We start from the raw sequence: 20,279 nt of genomic DNA on the forward strand, positions 1-20,279 counted from the left end.
GCTAACTTGGACAGACATTATTTGGCTAGTGGGACAAACAGTTATTGCTCTTTAAGATGATTAATTTTACCACTCACGCTTGGAAGTCTATATTAAATCATTACAGGAATGACTGGTAAACCACGAATAAGAATGCGTGGCAAACTTATCCAATAATTTGCATTAAAGATGAGAAACTATCATCAGATACATCAGTAACTTGAATACCCCAAGTGCTTTTGCATCTTTATCCTTGAAGCAGAACTTAATTCGCCTTTCATTTTCAGTCAGGCTGAAGTTTTCTGCCCGTAATGTTAAATCCTGTAATGTCTTTTTGAGCTCTGTTTTGCTCTGCTGAGAGAGTTCTAAATGAAGATATTTTTTGGGAAATAAGCTATGAATAAAAGAAAGAAGTTTCTTCAGTTGCCGTTTTTCATTGAGTTCAAAAATTAACTGGGCTGAATTGGGCTGAGCTTTTTCAAGATAAATTGAGTAGATTGTATGAAGCTGTTTTTTGTATTTACTTTGTACATTTGCATAACGCTCCTGAACATGTTGAATGACCTTTTTTTCCTCCTGATTGGTTGGCAACATGGTGACCAATGCATTCGGAGTTTTCCTTAAAAAATCTGTGGTAAATAACCTCGATGATTTTTTTTGGTTTACACAGGAGGTTTTCAAATGCTGGGCTCTAGCACGTAATTTTTGCGCGATTTGCAAAGGAATAGTTTCAGGTAACATAAGGTCTTGTTCTTTTTCTACTGCAAGAATGTGATGTAATAATTCAAAAGTCATCTCTGAGTCATGAGCTCCTAGCATCAGTGAATCAGGCGATTTCTGTTGACCTAGTTGAAATTGATGATCATGTTGCCTGTAACGGTCTTTAGTGAGTTGATGAAATAAAAACTGTTTGATCGCCCGCTGCTGAACAGGATATTTAATGGCATCATCATGTTTCAGAATGTTAAAATAGGCTTCTTTAGGAAGCGGGCTGTGCATTTGATTCAGCTGGTAGCTAATTGCTAGATGCATTAAATGCAGATAGCTTGAACAAGTGGTTTCAGGCGTTAGGTGCCCGGCAAAATGAGAAAGTGCATACCAGGTTTGCTGAGTATTTCTGTTTCGCAACAATGCATAACGGATACGTAATTGCTCATGTGGGCTATAGTCAGTAAATGCATCTGCAAGTGTTGAGTTTTTTAAAATCAGGTAAAGATGATTAAATGCAGAATGGCGCAGACTATGGTAAGTAAAATTGTGTTCTCCAAAAACTGTCTGGATCAATTGTTTCAATAGGGAATTCACTTCATTTTCATGAGTTTCTTCTAAGGACTGTTTTAAAAACAGCGGTTGTGTAACTGATTTTCCCTGTTCTTTTAGCAGACGTTTTCTATTCTGACTATATGTTTTAAATGTATGTAATTCGTCGGCTTTAAGTAGATGATGCAGGGGAATCTTGCGGTAAGCTGAGTAGCTTTTTTGATTTTTATTGCGATTGTTGCGAATGGTGAGTATCACAGCATCTTCACTAATCAATAGATCACGTACGAAGATATTCAATGTTTCATTGATCCGTAGTCCGACTCTGAACCCCAGAATAAAAATCAGTTTAAATATATTTTTATCCTGAATCGAAATATCTTGAGTATTTTCGAGCTGCTCTAGCATGTGGTAAAAAATATGGGGCGAGATCAATGCGGTTCTGCAGATTTTTACTTGGATTAAACTATCCAGATCCACAGTGGGCGCGTTAAAAAATAATGTCTGTTTGTGATGAAACTCCTGTAGACGTTTTTGTAAAGTCTCTCTAGTTGTTTCTTTCTTTAATAAAAGCATTTCTCCATACAGATCTTCAAAATCGGCATTTGAAAATGATGAAATGTCTTTGTCTTGCGTTGCCATCAGCCAATCGATGGCAAACTGTGAAAACATGGTATTTAGAGAGCTTTGCTTAATAGGTTGAAAATCTGCACGTATAAGCTTGCGCTCAAATCGTTTCTGTTGTTGGATAATTTGATTTAAGCAGTTTAATTGAGTCTCTGTTAATTTGGAACGTAGGATGGTCCACAGCAACAAACGCTCTAAGGCAGGAGACAGTTCTCTGGAATATAACCCTATGAGTTGATCTTTATAGTTTTTTGCACGAATGGCTTGACGTATTTCTACAAGAGTTTCTGCTATATCTGATGCGATATTGACTCTAGAGTGGTTCTGATGGTTTTCACAAGTATTCTCAACTTTAATGTTATTGGTGTGCTTTTGTTCAAACTGAACAAAATAAGCTTCTAATTGTTTTTCGAGAGGACTGGAACTGTAAATTTCATTTTTTAGGATACAAATGGACATTTGATCCAGTCCGCTGTTTTTCAGGAACTGTGTATAGTAAAAGCCGTATTTTAACAGGTCTTTACAACGTACCTTTTCCTCAGGGAAGCATTCAATAATACAAGCGTTAATCAGATGTTCTGCATCTTCAATATCCGAAAATAAATCAAACTTTTGATGTTTAAGTCTGTAGATCCAGCATTTCACAATGTCGTGTAGCACAAACGTTTTTGTATAGCTGACTGAAAAATCAGGGTCAATTATACGCTGATTACCGAAATTCCGGTTCGGGATTTCGAGTGTTACCATATGATTTAGGTTTAAAAAACTTTGAAATTTCTTTGTTTTTAAAATGATTTTTAAAAAAAATTGCAATTCGGCATGGTTATAAATGCCATTAAATAATATTGAACTGATCAAACAAAAGCCAAGAGATTGAGTGGGACTGAAGTCATTATGTTTTGTCAAGTAAGCAATCATATTTTGGGCAAATTGAGTAACTTTTTTACCATGTTTTAAGGTTTCAATATTTTGTAGTGGCAGAGATCTTTCGTACCTTACGGGAGCGGCAGGCACTGGATAGTAGTGATTCGATGAAAGATTAAAGCGCTTGATATATTTAGCAAATTCTATACGTGCCATCTGATAGCTACGGATGTTTGACTTACAGTGTTCTAAAAGCTGATTATCAACTTGACGACAAATTTCCGAATAGTTCTCAGGCGTCAGCTCTATACATTTCTCACTAAACAAGTTCAGAAGAAATGCTTTGTTTTTTCTATGCTTTTTTATTCTTTTGAGGGAGTGTGGGTGTTTACTCATTCAATCAGGAATCCGTTAAATGTAGACATACTTTTAAGCTTTAAGAGTTCGACCAGCTTGTCTTGCGCTGCTCGAATGTGATCGTAATCGGTTGCCTGAAAACCCGAATAGCGGTCAAAAAGTTCCTGCATGGGCCCATCGTGACCAAAGATGCCATTCAGCATATCTTCATCGCAGTGCTGTGCAAAAAAATAGCGAGCGAAATGGCGAGTCCAATTGCGCTGCAAAACTATAGTTGGACTGTTCTTTTCAATATCAGCAAGCTCTAAATTTCGGATATATCCTTCAGTCTTGGGATATACAAGAAAGGGGCATTGACCATCAAAGATTTCTTGAATTAAAGCTGTTTTTACTTGGTTAGCACAAGCCTTCATAAGATGCTGAAATTGTTTTAAATAATTCAGATAAGACTGTATTTCATCACGAAGAAAATTATTAAATGGTAGGTAGCGTCCAATGGTACCCGAATAACGTTGCTCTTTATCTGCAACAGCCACCAAACAGTTGTCGAGATCAAGATAATCGAGATTCGGGGGAAAGGCTTCATTTGGTCGGGCAGATGTCATAATCATGCAAACGTACCATAGCCAAATTGAATAATATTTCAGTGTATTAAAAGGGTTAGGGTTTCCCCGAACTTGCTTGTCAAGCTCTTTAAAAAAGGATTTAACCAGAGGCAGGTCTGGCGTTTGCTGACTACCGAAAGTAACAGGGGATTTAAATTCTTCGATATAACTAGTGTCGAGTTGCGGGCAAACCAGATAAAGCGTTTGGCTATAAATATCGAGGATATCAACAATTTTCATTGAATAGTAATGGCTTGGGGTGTAGCTATTAACGTTTTCTCCACTAAGTAATTTACTTTCCAATTCATATCCGAGTTCATTCAACGTGATATCGCTGATTAAACGAGGAAGGTTTCGAGCTGTTAAATGAAAAGTAAGGCCGTCACTGATTCTACGTAAATATTCTTGTACATCTGAAGCAATATCAGCTTTATCCCACTTTTTTAGTTGAAAAATCTGATCAAAATAAACTTTGGGTAAGGGGATGGTAAAAGAATTTCCTATATTCAGCATATATTCTTTTAATAAAGCATCTTTAAATTTAGAGTTATCAAAACTTTGCCGAAAATAGAAGTTTTCAGGGCTAAAAGTAATTTCTTTTCTTTTTGAACTCAGACGGAAATTTTTCCGAAATACTAATAGCTCTTTATAATGCGTCAAACTGAGTACTGAAAATAAAAGTAAGGCATGAATTGGAGAGGTTTCTGCCTGTTCAAACAAAATTCGCATAATATACTGTGCGGTAGGCAAATCAAAGACACGAGGATTTGACTTGCTCATTAACTGATTCTTGTTTTGATGCAGAACTTTGTTCTTGAGATTATTGACCTGAGCTGTAATAGAGTATTGCTCAAGAGGATTAAATTCAAAATTATGATCTTCAACTTTTTCTATAGTTTTATCTTCGCGTGGTTGTTTAGCTGTACCTTGTTCAAAATGAGTCTGATACGTTTGTTCATCATCGAGAGATATTCTTGATATCTTTTGAACATCAGTTTGAGGAGCTTCTTTGGCACCTGAACTGCTTTGGCGATTTCGTTTTAAACGTTCAGACTGAGTAAAGACATATTGATAGATGACACGTAGATTTGCCAGCTGGCCAATTTGTTTTTCATCTAAATTTGGTGTGGAGCGGTTAAGTAACTCTCTATTCTCTGTTTCAGCTTTATTTAAAAACTTAAGAAGATCCTCCAACTCAATAGGGAGAGGTGGTAATAAGTTATAAAGCCAATGGTATTCCTGTTTTTTGCTGGCTAAACGAAAACGTCTACAGAGGTTAGCTACAGTGGCTGCATGTTCTTTGCTATCAAGCAATTCAATACATCGAGTATTAAAAATGGCCCATTTCAGGGCATTAGCTTGATATGCTGAAGGCGTATTAATGACTGCAATAAGATAATGAACGAGAGGATATTCACTGATTGATTGTTCTACAAGTTTTTGATTTATAATATTGTTAAGTTCAATAATTTTAGTAGGTTTAATGAACTCATTGAGTTTGATTGAATTTTGAAAACTTTCTAGCTTTGCTTCTGCTAGTGTTTGATAGAATTCTCGAAACGGCTCAAGCTTTAATTCTTGAGTATCTTCTAAGTAACTATATCCGTTCATGATGATATTCCAGCCAGAATTTTTTCTAATGAAAGTGGACCAGCATAATTTGAAATAGGACTTACTGGACTTTTGGATTTAGACAGCCCTGATAATTCTCGTAGATGATTGATAGTTAGAACTTCCTGACCGAAAACTTCCTGAAGATGTGCGGCTAAGTATTGTTCATTTAGCCAATGTGCGATGATATCTAAGCCATGAATTGAGTGATGTAATCCGGAACATAGTAATGCCATTACTTCGCTTAAAGCCATGATGGTGAATTCGTAGGAATTATTTTTTTCATAAGCTCTAAACGTAAATTCAGTTTTATACTTATTGTAAAAATAAGCATAGATCCAGCTGAAATGACTACTAAAAAAATAGTGACCAGCTTTGTCTGTTGTCAGAAGAGGAATTTCGATATTCTGTTTAAAAGTTAAATTCAAGTGATAGTTTTGCTGTTTCTCATTAAGCTGAAAAAATAGAGCAATCCAGATTTGGTAGGCATGCATACATTTTGGATAACACATTAATTGTAAGTTTTTTGAAGATACACGATGACTTTTAATAGCTTTTTTTTTATAGACATATGCTGATGTCTCCCCATATTTATGCCAAGTGGCTGAAAAATAAGCTATAATATTCACGTATTTTTTATAGGAGAGTCAAGGGTTGCGCACCCTATATTGTGTTATTAAATTGTAAATTTCACTATATATAGTGTTTTTAATCTTTTTAGCGGTAGTTAAAACCCTATTGAATTATGTTTTTAGTAAATATGGGCTTTGTTGCACAAACCTATCGGTAAAGGGTTTTTCAGCGATATAATTTTCAAATGAAGAAGCCTACACACAAAATCTACCGCACAACCAATTGGCCCGCATATAACCGAGCACTCATGAGTCGCGGAAATATTGCCATTTGGTTTGATCCTGCTACGCAATGGTATGCGCCATCAAAAGGCAAACAAGGGCGAAATCAAACCTACTCTGACGCAGCTATCCAATGCTGCTTAATGATTAAATCCTTATTCCGTCTATCTTTACGTATGGTCACTGGCTTTGTGCAAAGTCTTATTAAACTTTGCGGATTAAATTGGACCGCACCAGATTACAGTACGCTTTGTAGAAGACAAAAGCATATTGATATTGCAATCAGCTACCAAAAAAGTAGCGATGGGCTGCATCTACTCGTAGACTCTACAGGCATGAAGTTTCTAGGTGAGGGCGAATGGAAACGCAAGAAACATGGAGCTGAATATCGTCGCCAATGGCGTAAACTTCATATTGGTATAGATGCTAAAACCCTACAAATACGAGCAGTTCAGCTTACAACCAATAATGTCAGTGATTCACAGGTGCTTGGTGATTTACTTAATCAGATTCCACAAGATGAGCAGATTAACTGTGTTTATACCGATGGAGCTTATGACACCAAGCAATGCCGTCAGGTCATTGCAGATCGGCAAGCACATGCGGTGATTCTACCTAGAAAAAATGCGAAACCATGGAAAGATACAAAGATTAGCTCGCTAGAGCGAAATGAATTACTTCGAGCAATTAAACGTTTAGGCAGGACACTATGGAAAAAATGGTCAGGCTATCATCGGCGAAGTTTGGTTGAAACTAAGATGCATTGCATCAAATTATTAGGAGATAAACTCAGTGCAAGGAGTTTTGATAGCCAAGTGAATGAGATCCATGCACGTGTAGCAGTCCTCAACAGATTTACGGAATTAGGTCGACCACTTACCCAAGTTACGCCTTAAATTTGGCTCAATTAGGGGCGCTTTGCATTTCAAATCTTTGTGCAACAAAGCCGTTTAAGAATGAAAAGAGAGAAAGAAGCAATGATTGCGGGTATAGCTAATAGGGATAGAATCATAGTGATATTTAAATCTAATGCCATTAGCCATCCTCCAATAAATTAACCTGCACGACCTACGGGGCATTAGCCCAACTAACACCTGTTGCTCGACAGTGTGTAGGATAAAAATTAGCTGAATACGCATTCATGCCTGTTTGCCCACCACTTATAAAAAAGCCAACAGCAAACATAGTTAATATCAATAAGATTAGTTGATGACTGAATAAACCACTAAATACAACAAAGATAGCCCCTAATATATATGAAGTGGATAAAATTCTATTTCCACCCATCTTATCCATTGATAACCCAAGAGGATAGACCCGATAGTTCCTCCTATTTGGAAAACTGCTGTAATCATAGAGGCACTTTTTAATGAATGACCAATATTTGTTAAAAGTGTTGGTAGCCAGCTAGATATTAAGTAAATGGTCATTAGACTCATAAAATAAGCTATCCAAATTAATATAGTGCTGAAAGAAAATTTTGAATTAAACAAGTCTCTTACAGATGATTTACTTTTTTCTTCTACATTTGCATGTAATTGGGGACATGTAGAAATTGTTGGCGATAATTTTTAAATTAATGCATCAATTTGAGGTTTTGCATGCTGTTTTAAAACTTTAAAGCGAAGAGATTCAGGAATAAAAATATAGAAAACAGGTAATAAAATTAGTGGGCATATTCCTCCTAAGAAGAGAATTCCACGCCAACCTATGAATGGAATAAGTTGGGCTGAAATTATGCCACCAAGTGCGGAACCAATAGTAAATCCACAGAACATAAGCGTGACAAATGTTGATTTTTTTGTACTTGGGCTATATTCAGACATTAAAGTGATTGCTGTTGGCATTGCACCGCCTAACCCAATACCAGTGATGAGTCTTAATATAATGAGGGAGAGCATATTTGGAGAAAAGGCGGATAATAGGCTACCTAATCTGAAAAAAAGAACAGAAATAAGTAAAATCTTTTTTCTACCCAGCCGATCTGCCATTGGACCGAAAAAGAAAGCTCCTGAGGTTAATCCAATAAGACCTGCTGCAAATAGAGCTCCTAATTGTCCAGGACTTACTCCCCAGTCCTGTTTTAAAACGGGAGCAATAAAACCATTGATGCAGTATCAAATCCATCAAGAGCGACAATGATAAAACATAATAAGAGTAAAATTTTTTGAGTAAAACCAAAGCGAATAGAATCAATAAATTCTTGAACATCCATGTTACTTAGAGACATCTTGTCTCCTCCTTTTGGCTATATTTCAGCTATTTACAATAAAATTAAGCAAGAGTTAGCCGACTGAAATCGTATTACGTAGTACGCCAATTTTGTCGATATGAATCTCTACCTGATCTCCTTCTTTCATGAAGACAGGTGGATTGCGTTTTGCACCTACACCAGCAGGGGTTCCAGTGACGATTACATCTCCAGGATTCAAAGTAATGAAAGTTGAGCAATATTCGATTAACTTAGGAATTGGAAATAACATCATTGATGTATCGCCTTGTTGCATGATTTCCCCGTTCAGTATTGTTTTGACCGTCAGGATTTCACCATTAGCAATTTCATCCTTAGTTACTAAGTAAGGCCCGAAGCTACCAGTTTGATAGAAATTTTTTCCTGGACCGAATTGTTGTGTATGCCATTGCCAGTCACGAACGGAACCATCGTTGTAACAGCTATAGCCAGCTACATAATCCCATGCTTCACTTTCTTTAACTCGACGTCCTTGTTTGCCAATGACAACAGCAATTTCGCCTTCATAATCCAGCATGTCAGATTCAATTGGCTTAATAATGGGTTGAAGGTGAGCAGTTTGGGAGTCTGCATAACGCATAAATACAGATGGATAATCTGTTTTAGCTCGATTGGTTTCAATACGATGTGCTTCATAGTTATGACCAATGCAAAGTACTTTACTTGGGTTAGGGATAACAGGAAGTAAAGTAACTTCTGCGTGCGAATAGGAAATTGGTGCAGAAGCAGCATATTCTTTAATGCGTTCAAGTGCTTTTTCTCCTAGAGCACTTTTTAGATCAGGAAACTCTGAGCCAAATTGAGGCTTCAAATCAATGATGCCATCATCTGTATAAACGCCATATGATTCTTTACCAGAATGAGTAAAACTTGCTAATTTCATTTAATTTCCCTTCGTATATAAAATTAATATTTAGGTAGTAACCATGTCCGTTGCAGCTTCTGTCTTGTTACCTGCGAATAGCTCTGTTGATCGAACAATTTGATAGCTATAGCGATCTGGGCGGATAACTAAAGCTTCAGCTTTTAAGCTGTCTAAAATATGTGCTATTGATCCTGAATCATCACGGATTAAAGTGAATTGATCGGGAACTTTTATTTGTTTGTAGTCAATTTTTTCATTTAGCAATGCAAGAAATTTTATAGGTACATTTTTAGGTACTAGCTCTTCTATGGAGTCAAAATATTCCTGATTTGCCCAACCAATCACAGCAAACCCATTCCTTAGATATTCATCTAATAACTGGGTATTACCGTATATATCCTTAACTTTAGGCTGTGGAATTAATTGAGCATATTTATGCTGCCCCTTATTAATAAACCATCCATTTTGGAAATGTGGTTTTGGTTTAAATTTGAGTTGTAAGATATAGTCTTTAAATGTAGGTACTAAACAAGCAGCTCTTAAACCATTTTGCATTAAGATGGCACTAAACTTATTTTTAGGCTGCATAAAAGTACCGATTTGTAATGCCATTTTAATAAGTGCCGCAGCATGCGGTTTACGTTCTGACTCATACGAGTCAATTAGGCTTTCATCGAGCCCCCAATGCAAGACTGCTGCTAACTTCCATGCAAGGTTAGTTGCATCTCTGATTCCGCTATTTAAACCTTGACCTGCAAATGGAGGAGTAAGATGGGCTGCATCGCCTGCCAATAGAATTCGATTTTTCTTCCAAGAAGAGGCGACACGAGCGTGAAAGCCATAAATAGCTTTGCGTACTAAAGGCAATCTTGAGTCTTCAGGAACTCTTGTACGTATCCAATTTCTAAAAACATCTTCACGTAATACATCTTGGTCTTTGTCAGTAGGATGTAGCATAAATTCATATCTTAAAGTTCTATTGGGTCCTGGGAGGCGAATAGCAGGTCTTACAGGATCACAGTAGGTCTTAGTGTGTTTTAAGCTACTTTTTCGATCTGCTAAATCAACGATTAACCATCTTTGTGGATATGTTTGACCTTCTAAGACAACATTTATTAGGTCACGAGTAAAGCTTCGCCCTCCATCACATCCTACAAGCCACTTAGCATGAATTTGAATTGACTTTTGAGATGTATTTTGAACTTCACAAATAACAGAATTGCTAGTCTCTTGAATATCTATAAGTTGATGACAAAATTTGAGAGATGCATTTTTTTGAGTATTTAAATGATCAGCTAGAAGTCGAACTAAATCTGGCTGACGGAATGCATTACGTTTTGGATAACCATACTCTTCACTAGCAGGCATAATTTCTGCTAAAGGTTTATTCTTCCAATCGTAATATTGGACTCCATAGCCCAAAACAATTTGTTCTGAGAATTTTTTAGCAAGACCTATTTGTTGTAAGCTTCTTAAGCTTTCATCATCAATTGAGACTGCACGAGGTTCAATTTCATAGGAATCACTTTTTTCAATAACTATGGTATTTACACCATAAGATGCCAACATATTTGCCAACATCAAGCCTACAGGTCCGGCGCCTACTACCAGAACTTCAGTATTTATAGTTTCCATACTTTTCCCTTTTACGAATATGTTGATTTGTGTTGAAAATTAACAGCGCATAATCGCAACGCCCCATTGATTGAGCGTAAGAGGGTGATGTTTCCAAATGCCAACTGGGCGACCCGATGAACACTGTTCAAGCTCTGCCGAAATTTCCCCCATATTTCCATCGCTATCTTTAATCATGAAAAATGTGTCATTGCCAGGACCATGGCGACCTATTCCCCAAGCGAGTTCAATTGAGTTTTGAGCCATATGATCTGCCCACGTCTTCATTTCTGCCCAATCACGTACTTCACAGGAAAAATGGTCAAAACGATTAATTGGAGATTTAAAAATTGCAAAAGAATGATGCTCTTGGTCAGTTCTGATAAAAATAGCAGTAAGTTCTTGTTGTTCGTTATAAACGCGGTCAGAAATAGTAAATCTTAAAGTGTGCTCGTAAAATTCACTAAGAGAATCGATATCTACAGCACGAATTCCAAAATGTTGTAAACGAGGAGATTCATTAGGATTAAACCTTTCATGTTCATTAAAACTAAAACCTATATTATGCCCTAATGGATTTGTGATGGTAAATTCATTATCAGAAATATTATTAATCTCAATTTTCTCTTTTAAATATAATCTATAGTTTTCAAAATCTGAATAATTATTAAAAATATAGTCTATACAAGATAATTGTCCTGATTCTCCAGGAATAAATTCTAATATTACTTGCTCTTTCTGACAGATAAATTGATTGTCTAGTTTTAAGAGGTCAAGTTTGTATGCCTGTGCATAAAATTCTGCAAGTTCCTCTGGAGTTTTTGAGCTTAAAGTAAGCTTCTTCAAACGTGCACCAATCTCTTTCATAAAACTTCCTTTTTTATCCGATCTTTCGTTTGTAGAGATTTTGAATGAAATAATTTGTACTTAAATTTTAATTCTTATATATTGAGAAAATTCTATAAATTAGTTTTAAGAATCTGATTTTTAAAATTTAAATAGATACAATTATTTAGTTGTGTATGGTGTATCAAGGATGTCGAAGCTACATAATTTTGCAAAGTTATTGACTCTATTTAAAACTCACACTTTTATAGATGTAGAAAAAGTCAGAGTAGAATTAGGCTTATCTACTGCTTCTGCCTACCGGTATTTGTCTGATTTTGAATCTATAGGACTATTAGAAAAGAAAACCCCATCTAATTATATTCTTGGCTCCTTGATTATTGAGTTAGATCGAAATATTCGTGAGAATGACCCATTAATTCAATCAGCTCACCTTTTAATGACTGAAATAGCTAAACAATATGAAGAGTCCGTACTAGTTTTATCTAGGCTATATGGTGAAGATAAAGTACTTTGCGTGCATCAATTTAAAGGAAAAAATTGTAATTTTAATATTAGTTATGAAAGGGGTAAAACAATGGAAATATTTAAAGGAGCAACTTCTAAATCAATATTGGCATGGTTAAATGAAAGTAAAATTGAAGGAATATATAATAAAAACTCTAAAGAAATTTTGAAAATTACTAAATGTAAATCCTATGAGGACTTTTATAAAAAATTAATGGAAATAAGGAAGAATAAAGTATGTATAACTATAAGTGAACTAGATAAGGATGTTTATGGTATTGCTTCTCCAATTTTTTTTAAAAATAAATTAATGGGTAGTTTAAGTATAGTACTTCCCGAAAAAGAGATAAATAGACTTAATTTAAAAAAAATAAGCGATATAATCCACAGAGCTAGTCTACAAATTTCTGCAAAAATTGAAATGTATGATAATTTTTACTAAAACATTGACGATCTTAAAAATAGGTCAAAGACTTTAAAGGGTATTAAATAGGGAAAAGTAGTTAGAAACAATAGTAAAAATTAAATCTCAATAGTTATAGAAATAGGCCCATTTAAGAATCTAATATAACCCGAATCGCGGATAAGAAAATGACTTGAAAAATAAGAGGACTAGAGCCATCAGTTGAGTTACCACACAAAACCTAAAGCCTTAGTCCTGATGTTCAATAGTACCGAATTATTCTGCGTAATTGATGATTTCTTTCTGAAATTTGAAGCAACTTATTGGAAAGTTCTCAAACAAAGCCGTCATTCGTTAAGAGTCAGAACTGCACAACTTACACTTTCTGAAATTTGCTTTATTGCCATTTGGTATAAGTGCTCCCACTTCATTAATTTCAAAGCATTCTTCTCATGGTTGAAGCAGGATAAAAGTCATTTATTTAAAAGCTTACCCTGTTACCAAAGGATGATTCACCTGATCAATATGCATCAATTGGCACTACATGCCTTACATGTAGCTGTAATGAAAGGTCAATATAAACAATATTTATGGATTGATTCAACGACTCTACCAGTCTGTAAAAATCAACGTATTCAACGTCATAAATCATTAGCCAAAATTGCATCCCGTGGTAAAAGCTCAATAGGCTGGTTCTATGGCTGTAAATTACATGTTGTTATGAATCAATTCGGTGAAATCGTTCGTTCTGCTTTCTCCAATGGGCATATTGCTGACATAAAAATGGTTGAACATTTAGTTGATGGTTTCGAAGCAAAGCTTTATGCGGATCGTGGCTATATCAGCCAGGAATTAAAAAGTAGATTAAAAGACCAAGGTATTGATTTGATTACCTATCATCGAAAAAACATGCAGTCTGTTCAACTTTGTACATCAGATGAATATCACTTAAGACAGCGCAATAAAATAGAAACGTTATTCAGTTTATTGAAAGGACAGTATAATTTAGTGACGAGTAAAGCTCGTAGTATTCATGGATTTCTAAGTGGGATTTATGCTTCTTTATGTGCATACCACTTAACCCATCGAAATAAGCCAACAATTCAAATTATGAAATCATTGGCTTAAGCAGGATTCGGGTTAATATAGATGAGCCTAAGTTAAGCCTTACGGTGACATTGGTATTGTCAAGCCACCATCAAGTGATATGTGGCCACCGGTATAAAATGGAAGCAGCCCTTGTGCTATGGTTGAAACTGATTTTGCAATTTCATCAGTCTGCCCCCATCTTTTAAGTGGTACACGTCCTTCTTCAATCCATTCATCAACATTTGTTCTACCTAATGAACTCGTCATTTGAGTATGAATAAAACCAGGACGTATTTCATGAACATGAATATTGTGTTCGGCTAAACGTTTAGCATATATTTTAGCAGTAGTTGATAAAGCGGATTTAGTGATACAGTATTGACTACGCGTAGTGCTTATTAATTCAGCGGCTACAGAAGTGATAAAAATAATACTATTATATTCTTTATTTATAATTTTTTGATTTTCAATCATCTTTTTTGATACTAATTGTGTGAGAAAAAATGTACCTCTTAAATTTATTTCAACTGATTGATCGAACATTTCAACGCTAATATCAAGTACATCTGTTAACGGTCTCGCTGCAATTCCAGCATTATTAACCAAACAATTTATATCTCCTAATTCTTGATAAATCTGCATTATTATTTTGTGATGTTGAGATATATCAGAAATATTACATTGATAATAATGAATATTATAAGATTCATCTTTTAACATATTCCTGATTTCTTCATTGAGATTTAGCGGTTCTTGGATATCAACTATTGCTACACTAAATCCATCATGAAGAAGTTTTTTTGCTATGGCTAAACCAATACCTTGGGCTCCACCAGTTACAATTGCATTTGGCATACTATATTCCTTGTGATGTTAAGAGTTTAATAAATACAGTGGCTCATTTTTTTGGCTGTTTTAAGTAGTTCGGGGATGAGCTCTTTAGCGCGATCAGGTGCTAATCTTTCTGATATAGCCGAGATAGAAACTGTCATATAGGGAACTAAACTATTTTTAGATGGAATAATTGTTGAAATACCGCTTACACCAGGTAAAACTAAATCCTGACCATAAAGATATCCATGTTCTTGGACTTGTTTTAATAGATTAGGTATTTGGTGTTGTAATTTTATACGGTTCTCAGATACCCATTCTGTAGGTGCTTGTGAATAATCAGGGTTATGTATCCAATTACGTCTTTTATCTTCATCTAAATAAGCTAATAAAACTATACCTGAATAACTGCTAGTAAATGCAACAAAGTCATTTTGTTGTAATACATTAGGCAGGATAGGACTATTTCCTTTACAAACTAAAATGTACCGTACTCCATTAAGTTGCTTTATAGCAACATAAACTAAATCATTACAAATTTGTGCTAATTCATTTGCATATTCCCGTAATGCTCCAAGATCGTATATTGGTACAGGTGCGCTTAAACCTAAAGTAAATAGTTGAGGACCTAAGTGATAGCTTTTATCAGAGGTCTGGGTCACAAAATCTACTTCACGTAATTCATTAAGAATTCGATGAACCGTTGAGTGCGCCATTCCTGTCTCTAATACCAAATTTTTTAAACGTGCTCCTTTCCCATTGTTATTAAGATGATTAAGCAGAATTGCAATTTTTTTTATCAACAAAGTATTTTCTGCACTATCAATTTTTTTCTTTGTATTCATCACACTGACGACCTTCTTACGCTGATGAGTTTTATTTAAAGTTCATTATATGGACTTAATTTGTATTTTAATACTCACACAAAAATTGTATTTTTTAAATACAGTAACTTGATAAGTCCATCAGGTGGATTTTTTTTATTTATTCTTTTTTATGGAGTTAATGATATGGAAGGTCAAGTTGCCATAGTGACAGGAGCAGCAGGAAAAATTGGTTCAGCGATTTGTCTTCGCTTATTAGCGGAAGGCTGTCGATTGGTTTTAGTTGATTTAAATACGAAAAGATGTGCTGAGCTTAAAGCGGAAATTGAGAGTTTAGGTGGGATGGCGATTACTTGTATAGGTGATCTGTTAAACCCAAGTTTTTTTGATCAGGTACTCGAGCTTACTTTAAGTAATTTTGGCCAAATTAATATTTTGGTCAATAACGCAGGAATGGGCAGTGAGATGAAGCCCTTGTGGGAAATTGATATTACTACATGGGAAAAAGATATTGCCATTAACTTAACTAGCCAATTCTTAATGTGTAAGGCCGTCATTCCACACATGATCAAACAAGGTTATGGGCGAATTGTAAATATTGCTTCTTCTGCAGGAATGGAGGGACATGCTTTAAGTGGTGGCTATGCAGCGGCGAAAGCGGGTGTAATAGCAATGACGAAAACATTAGGAAAGGAACTCGCGCAAAAAGGCATTATTGTTAATGCAATTGCGCCAGCATTAATCGAAACCGATATGTTAAATGCAGATTGGTTCGATGTAGAGGTAAAAAATAATTTATTAAGTCGAATTCCAATGGGGCGATTAGGTAAGGCACAAGAAGTGGCAGAAATGGTTTGCTTCCTTTCTAGTTCGAAAGTGAGCTTCTCTACTGGTGCAGTATTTGATTTATCCGGTGGACGAGCGACATATTAATTTTGATATAAATATTTGATTTAAATGGATGTATTTATGGAAAAAGATATACAGGCTGGCTATGGAATAGCCGAAGGATCACAAGAAACAACGTCCGCTTCTAGCAAGGGCTATTTGGAAAGTTTGGCAGAGCGTAAAAAATCGGTAGTCGCAACTGGGGTGGGTAATACCTTGGAATGGTTTGACTGGACGATCTATGCGGTTTTTGCACCGTTTATTGCTGCTGCGATGTTTAACCCTCAAGATAAAACCTCAGCATTACTTTCAACCCTCGCTGTTTTTTCCGTTGGTTTTTTATTTCGTCCATTAGGTGGATTAATCTTTGGGATTTTTGCTGATAAACTCGGTCGAAAGGGGGTTTTATTAACCACCATGCTCATGATGAGCGCGGCAAGTTTAATGATTGCAATTACTCCATCATATGCAGAGATTGGTGGGTGGGCATCTTTACTTTTATTAATTGCACGATTATTACAAGGCTTTGCTCATGGTGGCGAGTCAACAGCGTCTTATGCTTATTTAAGTGAGATTGCGCCTCCTGAAAAGCGTGCTTTTTGGAGTAGTAGTATGTTCTTCTGTGTCGGTATCGGTTCTATGATCGCGACATTGACAGGGGTATTACTAACGTCAACACTTGATAATGCGGTATTAAGTGATTGGGGCTGGCGTGTTCCATTCTTTATAGGTGCTTTATTGTCATTAGCTGTTTTATTCTTGCGCCGTAACATGATAGAAAGTGATGCCTATGAAGATGCACAACATCAAACAGCATCAATTATTGTAGAAAAATCAATTAAACAACCAACGCAAGAATGGTCAAAAAATAAGATTGTAAAACGTGCGATTGGTATTTTCTTCTATCAAGCCGCAACCACATTACCATATTACATATGGACTGCTTATGCTGCAGTATTCGCGATTACTACACGTGGTATGGATGCTAAATATGCTTTCCTTGCAACTTTAGGTGCGCAGTTAGTCAACATTATCATGGTGCCAATTACTGGTTATATTTCAGATCGTATTGGCCGTCGACCAGTGACTATTTTCTTCTTTGTCAGTATGGCTATTTTGACCCCAATCTTAATGCCGATGATTACAAGTAATCCACTCTCATTGTTCTTTGTTCAAAGCATCATGCTTGCGATTGTTGCCTGCATTGGTGGTACACAGCCTGCAATTATCGCAGAACGTGTCCCGACTAAATATCGTGCGCGAATTATGGGAACTTCAATGCCATTAGCAGTTGCTCTATTTGGTGGTACTGCACCTTACTTAAATAGTTGGTTTTTTAGCAACAATCTTGGCTGGGTCATGTATGTGTATATTGCAGTGACTTGCGCCATTGGTACGTTTGTTGTGTTCAATTGGAAAGAAACCAAAGGCATTCACTTAAGTGATGTGAACTAAGCTAAACCTTTTTTAACCACGTATATAAAGAAATTGTGATTTTTATAAATCGCAAGGGGAGACTTTGCCATGAATTTATTTAATGAATATCTGCCAAACACGCTTGAACATCAAGGCTTAGCGATCACCTATTATGATTCTGGCGAGCCAGCAGTCAAAAATAATCGTCTACCATTGGTATTAATCCATGGCACAGCAGGAAGTACAAACACACATTTTGGTTATTTATTTCCGCTATTGGCAACTCGTTGTCGGGTGATTTCTGTCGATTGGCAGGATATTACGGAAGATGAATTAGAACTTGATGATTTAATTCAACAAATTCGAGCTGTAATACAAGCTGTATTGGGTAATCAAAAATACAGCTTACTTGGCTATTCGTTGGGTGCAGTCGTGGCTGCAAAGTTTGCAGTTGAAGCAAAGGCACAAGTCAAAAATCTCATTTTACTGGCAGGTTGGCAAAAAACTGATGTGCAACAGAGTTTGAGAAATCATATTTGGAAAACGCTTCGCCAAGAAAATTCAGCGGCGTTAAAAGCTTTTATGGGCTTCTGTGCATTTAGTAACAACCTCATTCAAATGGCTTCTTTAGATAAACATTTAAGCGATTTTGGCAATATCCCCGTGACGACATTTGTTGATAAACAAATGGCACTGAATACGCGCATTGATATCAGTGACTCAGTCACTCAGATTCAAGCTAAAACTTTAGTAATCGGCTGTAGTTATGACCAGATGGTACCTGTACACCATAGCAAGCAATTATTCGGGACGATTGCCAATGCCTGCTATGCCGAAGTACCAAGTGGTCATGGCGTAGTCTTTGAACGCCCAGCAGAAGTCTTTAAATACCTCGATCATTTTACTGCGGCACCAGATACCTTTGTTGCAGGCAGCATTATCCATCCAAAACAAGCTTAAGGAGATTAATAATGGATATTCAAAATATTGTTGCTGAAACAGATGTATTAATTGTAGGCAGTGGCTTTGGTGGTCTTGGTTTAGCCATTCAAATGAAACAAAAAGGCAAAAACAATTTCCTGATCGTGGAACGTGAGGGTGAAGTAGGTGGTACATGGCGTGACAACACCTATCCAGGAGTAGAGTGTGATGTGCCATCGCATTTGTACTCTTTCTCTTTTCGTTTAAATCCAGAATGGTCAAAAACCTTCGCACCTGGCCCAGAGATTCAAGAGTATTTAAAGAAAACAGCAGATGAAGAACAGTTGCGGTCACATATTCACTTTCATACTGAAATGATCAAATCATCGTGGGATGCTAATCAACAAAAATGGATGGTTGAGACATCAAAAGGCACTTATATTTCACGCTATTTAATCACCGCAGCAGGACATTTGGCCGATGAGCATTTGCCAAAAATTGAGGGTTTAGAAAGTTTTACTGGCGATTTCTTCCATTCAGCACGTTGGAATCATGACGTGTCTTTAGCAGGAAAGCGTATCGCGATTGTCGGCTCTGGTGCTTCTGCAATTCAAATCGTGCCACGTATGGCTGAAATTGCTAGTGAAATGGTGGTGTTTCAGCGTAGTGCACCATATGTGATTCCACGTCCGGATTATGTGTATAGCGAAGGGCAAAAGCAATTATTTAAACGTATGCCAAGTGAAATGGAGAAGCTACGCCAAGATATTTTCTGGGGAGGCGAGTTTAACTTCATTCAGCGTCGTAATGTGCCGAAGTTTGTAAGTGATGCAAAAAACATGGCTTTATCGCATTTGAAAGCGCAAATTCAAGATACTAAATTACAAGAAAAATTAACGCCAAAATATGAAATTGGATGTAAACGTTTGCTCGTTTCTAATACGTATTATCCAACTTTCAATCAAGATCATGTGGTGTTAGAAGCATCGGCTTTAGCAAAAATTGAAGGTTCAGATCTAATTTCAAGCAATGGCGAACGCTTTGAAAATATCGAAGCAATTGTGTTTGCGACAGGATTTGAAGCAACACGTCCACCATTTGCACAGCGTGTATTTAATGCAGAGCAAAAGAGTTTAGATGAACAGTGGAATGAAGGGATGCAGGCCTACGATGCTATCTCAGTACATAATTTCCCGAATCTGTTCATTATCAATGGGCCAAATACTGGGCTAGGACATAACTCAGTGGTGTATATCATTGAAGCGCAAGTTGATTATATCTTACAAGCCCTTGATTACTTAGAACAGCAGAGTAAACAAGTATTTAGCGTCCGTAAACAAGCTGAAGATGATTACGTGAAGCGTCTACGCACCATGAGTGAAGGTACAGTTTGGCTAGCGGGTGGTTGTAAGAGCTGGTATGTCGATCCACGTAGTGGCAATCTGACTTTGGTCTGGCCAGATTATGCCTTTTCATTCCGGGACAATAATGGAACATTCCACCCAGAAGGTTACGAATTTTCTTAGTATTAAATCACTATAAAAGTTGATGTTCTGCTGTGCTATCAAGGTGGAAAGGCACAGCATAGATCACTTAAATTTTACTTAAATAGTCATCGTAAATCCAAAATTTATCACCACTAGCGATAGTGGTGATAAGGATAATTT

15 protein-coding genes and 1 pseudogene are annotated in these 20,279 nt (G+C 36.3%); 7 read left to right on the forward strand and 9 right to left on the reverse strand.

What is annotated here, in order from left to right; all coding sequences use genetic code 11:
* Positions 1-162: 162 nt before the first annotated feature.
* Genes D9K81_RS08905 through D9K81_RS08915 form a run of 3 tightly spaced genes read right to left on the reverse strand, consistent with a single transcriptional unit; the run spans position 163 to position 5,932 of the window.
* Positions 163-3,126: a tyrosine-type recombinase/integrase gene (locus D9K81_RS08905; RefSeq protein ID WP_121523207.1), complete on the reverse strand. Its 2,964-nt coding sequence runs from the start codon at positions 3,124-3,126 to the stop codon at positions 163-165.
* Positions 3,123-5,303 (reverse strand): hypothetical protein, encoded by a 2,181-nt coding sequence (locus D9K81_RS08910; RefSeq protein ID WP_121523209.1) that lies wholly within the window; start codon positions 5,301-5,303, stop codon positions 3,123-3,125. Before D9K81_RS08910 ends, D9K81_RS08905 begins: the two co-directional genes overlap by 4 nt.
* Positions 5,300-5,932 carry a hypothetical protein gene (locus D9K81_RS08915; RefSeq protein WP_235831037.1) on the reverse strand — a complete coding sequence of 211 codons (633 nt, stop codon included), beginning with the start codon at positions 5,930-5,932 and terminating at the stop codon, positions 5,300-5,302. Before D9K81_RS08915 ends, D9K81_RS08910 begins: the two co-directional genes overlap by 4 nt.
* A gap of 188 nt (positions 5,933-6,120) precedes the next feature.
* Between D9K81_RS08915 and D9K81_RS08920 the strand changes: the two genes are divergently transcribed.
* Entirely contained in the window at positions 6,121-7,053 is a 933-nt protein-coding gene (locus D9K81_RS08920) for an IS5 family transposase (protein ID WP_121523211.1), read from the forward strand.
* A 29-nt stretch (positions 7,054-7,082) separates the two neighbouring features.
* Here the strand turns inward: D9K81_RS08920 and D9K81_RS08925 are convergent.
* From D9K81_RS08925 to D9K81_RS08940, 4 genes and pseudogenes are all read right to left on the reverse strand, one after another.
* Positions 7,083-8,387 (reverse strand): annotated as a pseudogene (locus tag D9K81_RS08925) (MFS transporter).
* Positions 8,388-8,442: 55 nt separating this feature from the next.
* Positions 8,443-9,291 carry a fumarylacetoacetate hydrolase family protein gene (locus D9K81_RS08930; RefSeq protein WP_121523213.1) on the reverse strand — a complete coding sequence of 283 codons (849 nt, stop codon included), beginning with the start codon at positions 9,289-9,291 and terminating at the stop codon, positions 8,443-8,445.
* 30 nt (positions 9,292-9,321) lie between these two features.
* Positions 9,322-10,908 carry a bifunctional 3-(3-hydroxy-phenyl)propionate/3-hydroxycinnamic acid hydroxylase gene (locus D9K81_RS08935; protein WP_121523215.1) on the reverse strand — a complete coding sequence of 529 codons (1,587 nt, stop codon included), beginning with the start codon at positions 10,906-10,908 and terminating at the stop codon, positions 9,322-9,324.
* Between the two features lie 39 nt (positions 10,909-10,947).
* On the reverse strand, positions 10,948-11,754 hold the full coding sequence (locus tag D9K81_RS08940) for a VOC family protein (RefSeq protein ID WP_121523217.1): 807 nt from the start codon (positions 11,752-11,754) through the stop codon (positions 10,948-10,950).
* 169 nt (positions 11,755-11,923) lie between these two features.
* On the opposite strand from D9K81_RS08940, the gene D9K81_RS08945 reads away from it, so the two are divergent.
* Both D9K81_RS08945 and D9K81_RS08950 read left to right on the forward strand, forming a co-directional pair.
* Positions 11,924-12,682 carry an IclR family transcriptional regulator gene (locus tag D9K81_RS08945; RefSeq protein ID WP_121523219.1) on the forward strand — a complete coding sequence of 253 codons (759 nt, stop codon included), beginning with the start codon at positions 11,924-11,926 and terminating at the stop codon, positions 12,680-12,682.
* Positions 12,683-12,901: 219 nt separating this feature from the next.
* On the forward strand, positions 12,902-13,771 hold the full coding sequence (locus D9K81_RS08950) for an IS982 family transposase (protein ID WP_121523221.1): 870 nt from the start codon (positions 12,902-12,904) through the stop codon (positions 13,769-13,771).
* 39 nt (positions 13,772-13,810) lie between these two features.
* Here D9K81_RS08950 and D9K81_RS08955 read toward each other — a convergent pair whose 3' ends face one another.
* A complete protein-coding gene (locus D9K81_RS08955) occupies positions 13,811-14,587 on the reverse strand; it encodes a 3-ketoacyl-ACP reductase (protein WP_121523223.1) in 777 nt (258 codons plus the stop codon).
* Between the two features lie 26 nt (positions 14,588-14,613).
* Complete coding sequence (locus tag D9K81_RS08960; RefSeq protein WP_121523225.1) at positions 14,614-15,408, reverse strand: IclR family transcriptional regulator; 795 nt, start codon at positions 15,406-15,408, stop codon at positions 14,614-14,616.
* Between the two features lie 165 nt (positions 15,409-15,573).
* On the opposite strand from D9K81_RS08960, the gene D9K81_RS08965 reads away from it, so the two are divergent.
* The 4 genes from D9K81_RS08965 (at position 15,574) to D9K81_RS08980 (ending at position 20,138) form a co-directional block, all read left to right on the forward strand.
* Entirely contained in the window at positions 15,574-16,320 is a 747-nt protein-coding gene (locus D9K81_RS08965) for an SDR family NAD(P)-dependent oxidoreductase (RefSeq protein WP_121523227.1), read from the forward strand.
* A gap of 36 nt (positions 16,321-16,356) precedes the next feature.
* Positions 16,357-17,730 (forward strand): MFS transporter, encoded by a 1,374-nt coding sequence (locus D9K81_RS08970; protein WP_121523229.1) that lies wholly within the window; start codon positions 16,357-16,359, stop codon positions 17,728-17,730.
* Between the two features lie 69 nt (positions 17,731-17,799).
* On the forward strand, positions 17,800-18,651 hold the full coding sequence (locus tag D9K81_RS08975) for an alpha/beta fold hydrolase (protein WP_121523231.1): 852 nt from the start codon (positions 17,800-17,802) through the stop codon (positions 18,649-18,651).
* A gap of 11 nt (positions 18,652-18,662) precedes the next feature.
* Positions 18,663-20,138 carry a flavin-containing monooxygenase gene (locus tag D9K81_RS08980; protein ID WP_121523233.1) on the forward strand — a complete coding sequence of 492 codons (1,476 nt, stop codon included), beginning with the start codon at positions 18,663-18,665 and terminating at the stop codon, positions 20,136-20,138.
* The last annotated feature ends 141 nt before the right edge of the window (positions 20,139-20,279 follow it).

The organism is Acinetobacter chengduensis (assembly GCF_003664645.1).
Classification (GTDB): domain Bacteria; phylum Pseudomonadota; class Gammaproteobacteria; order Pseudomonadales; family Moraxellaceae; genus Acinetobacter; species Acinetobacter chengduensis.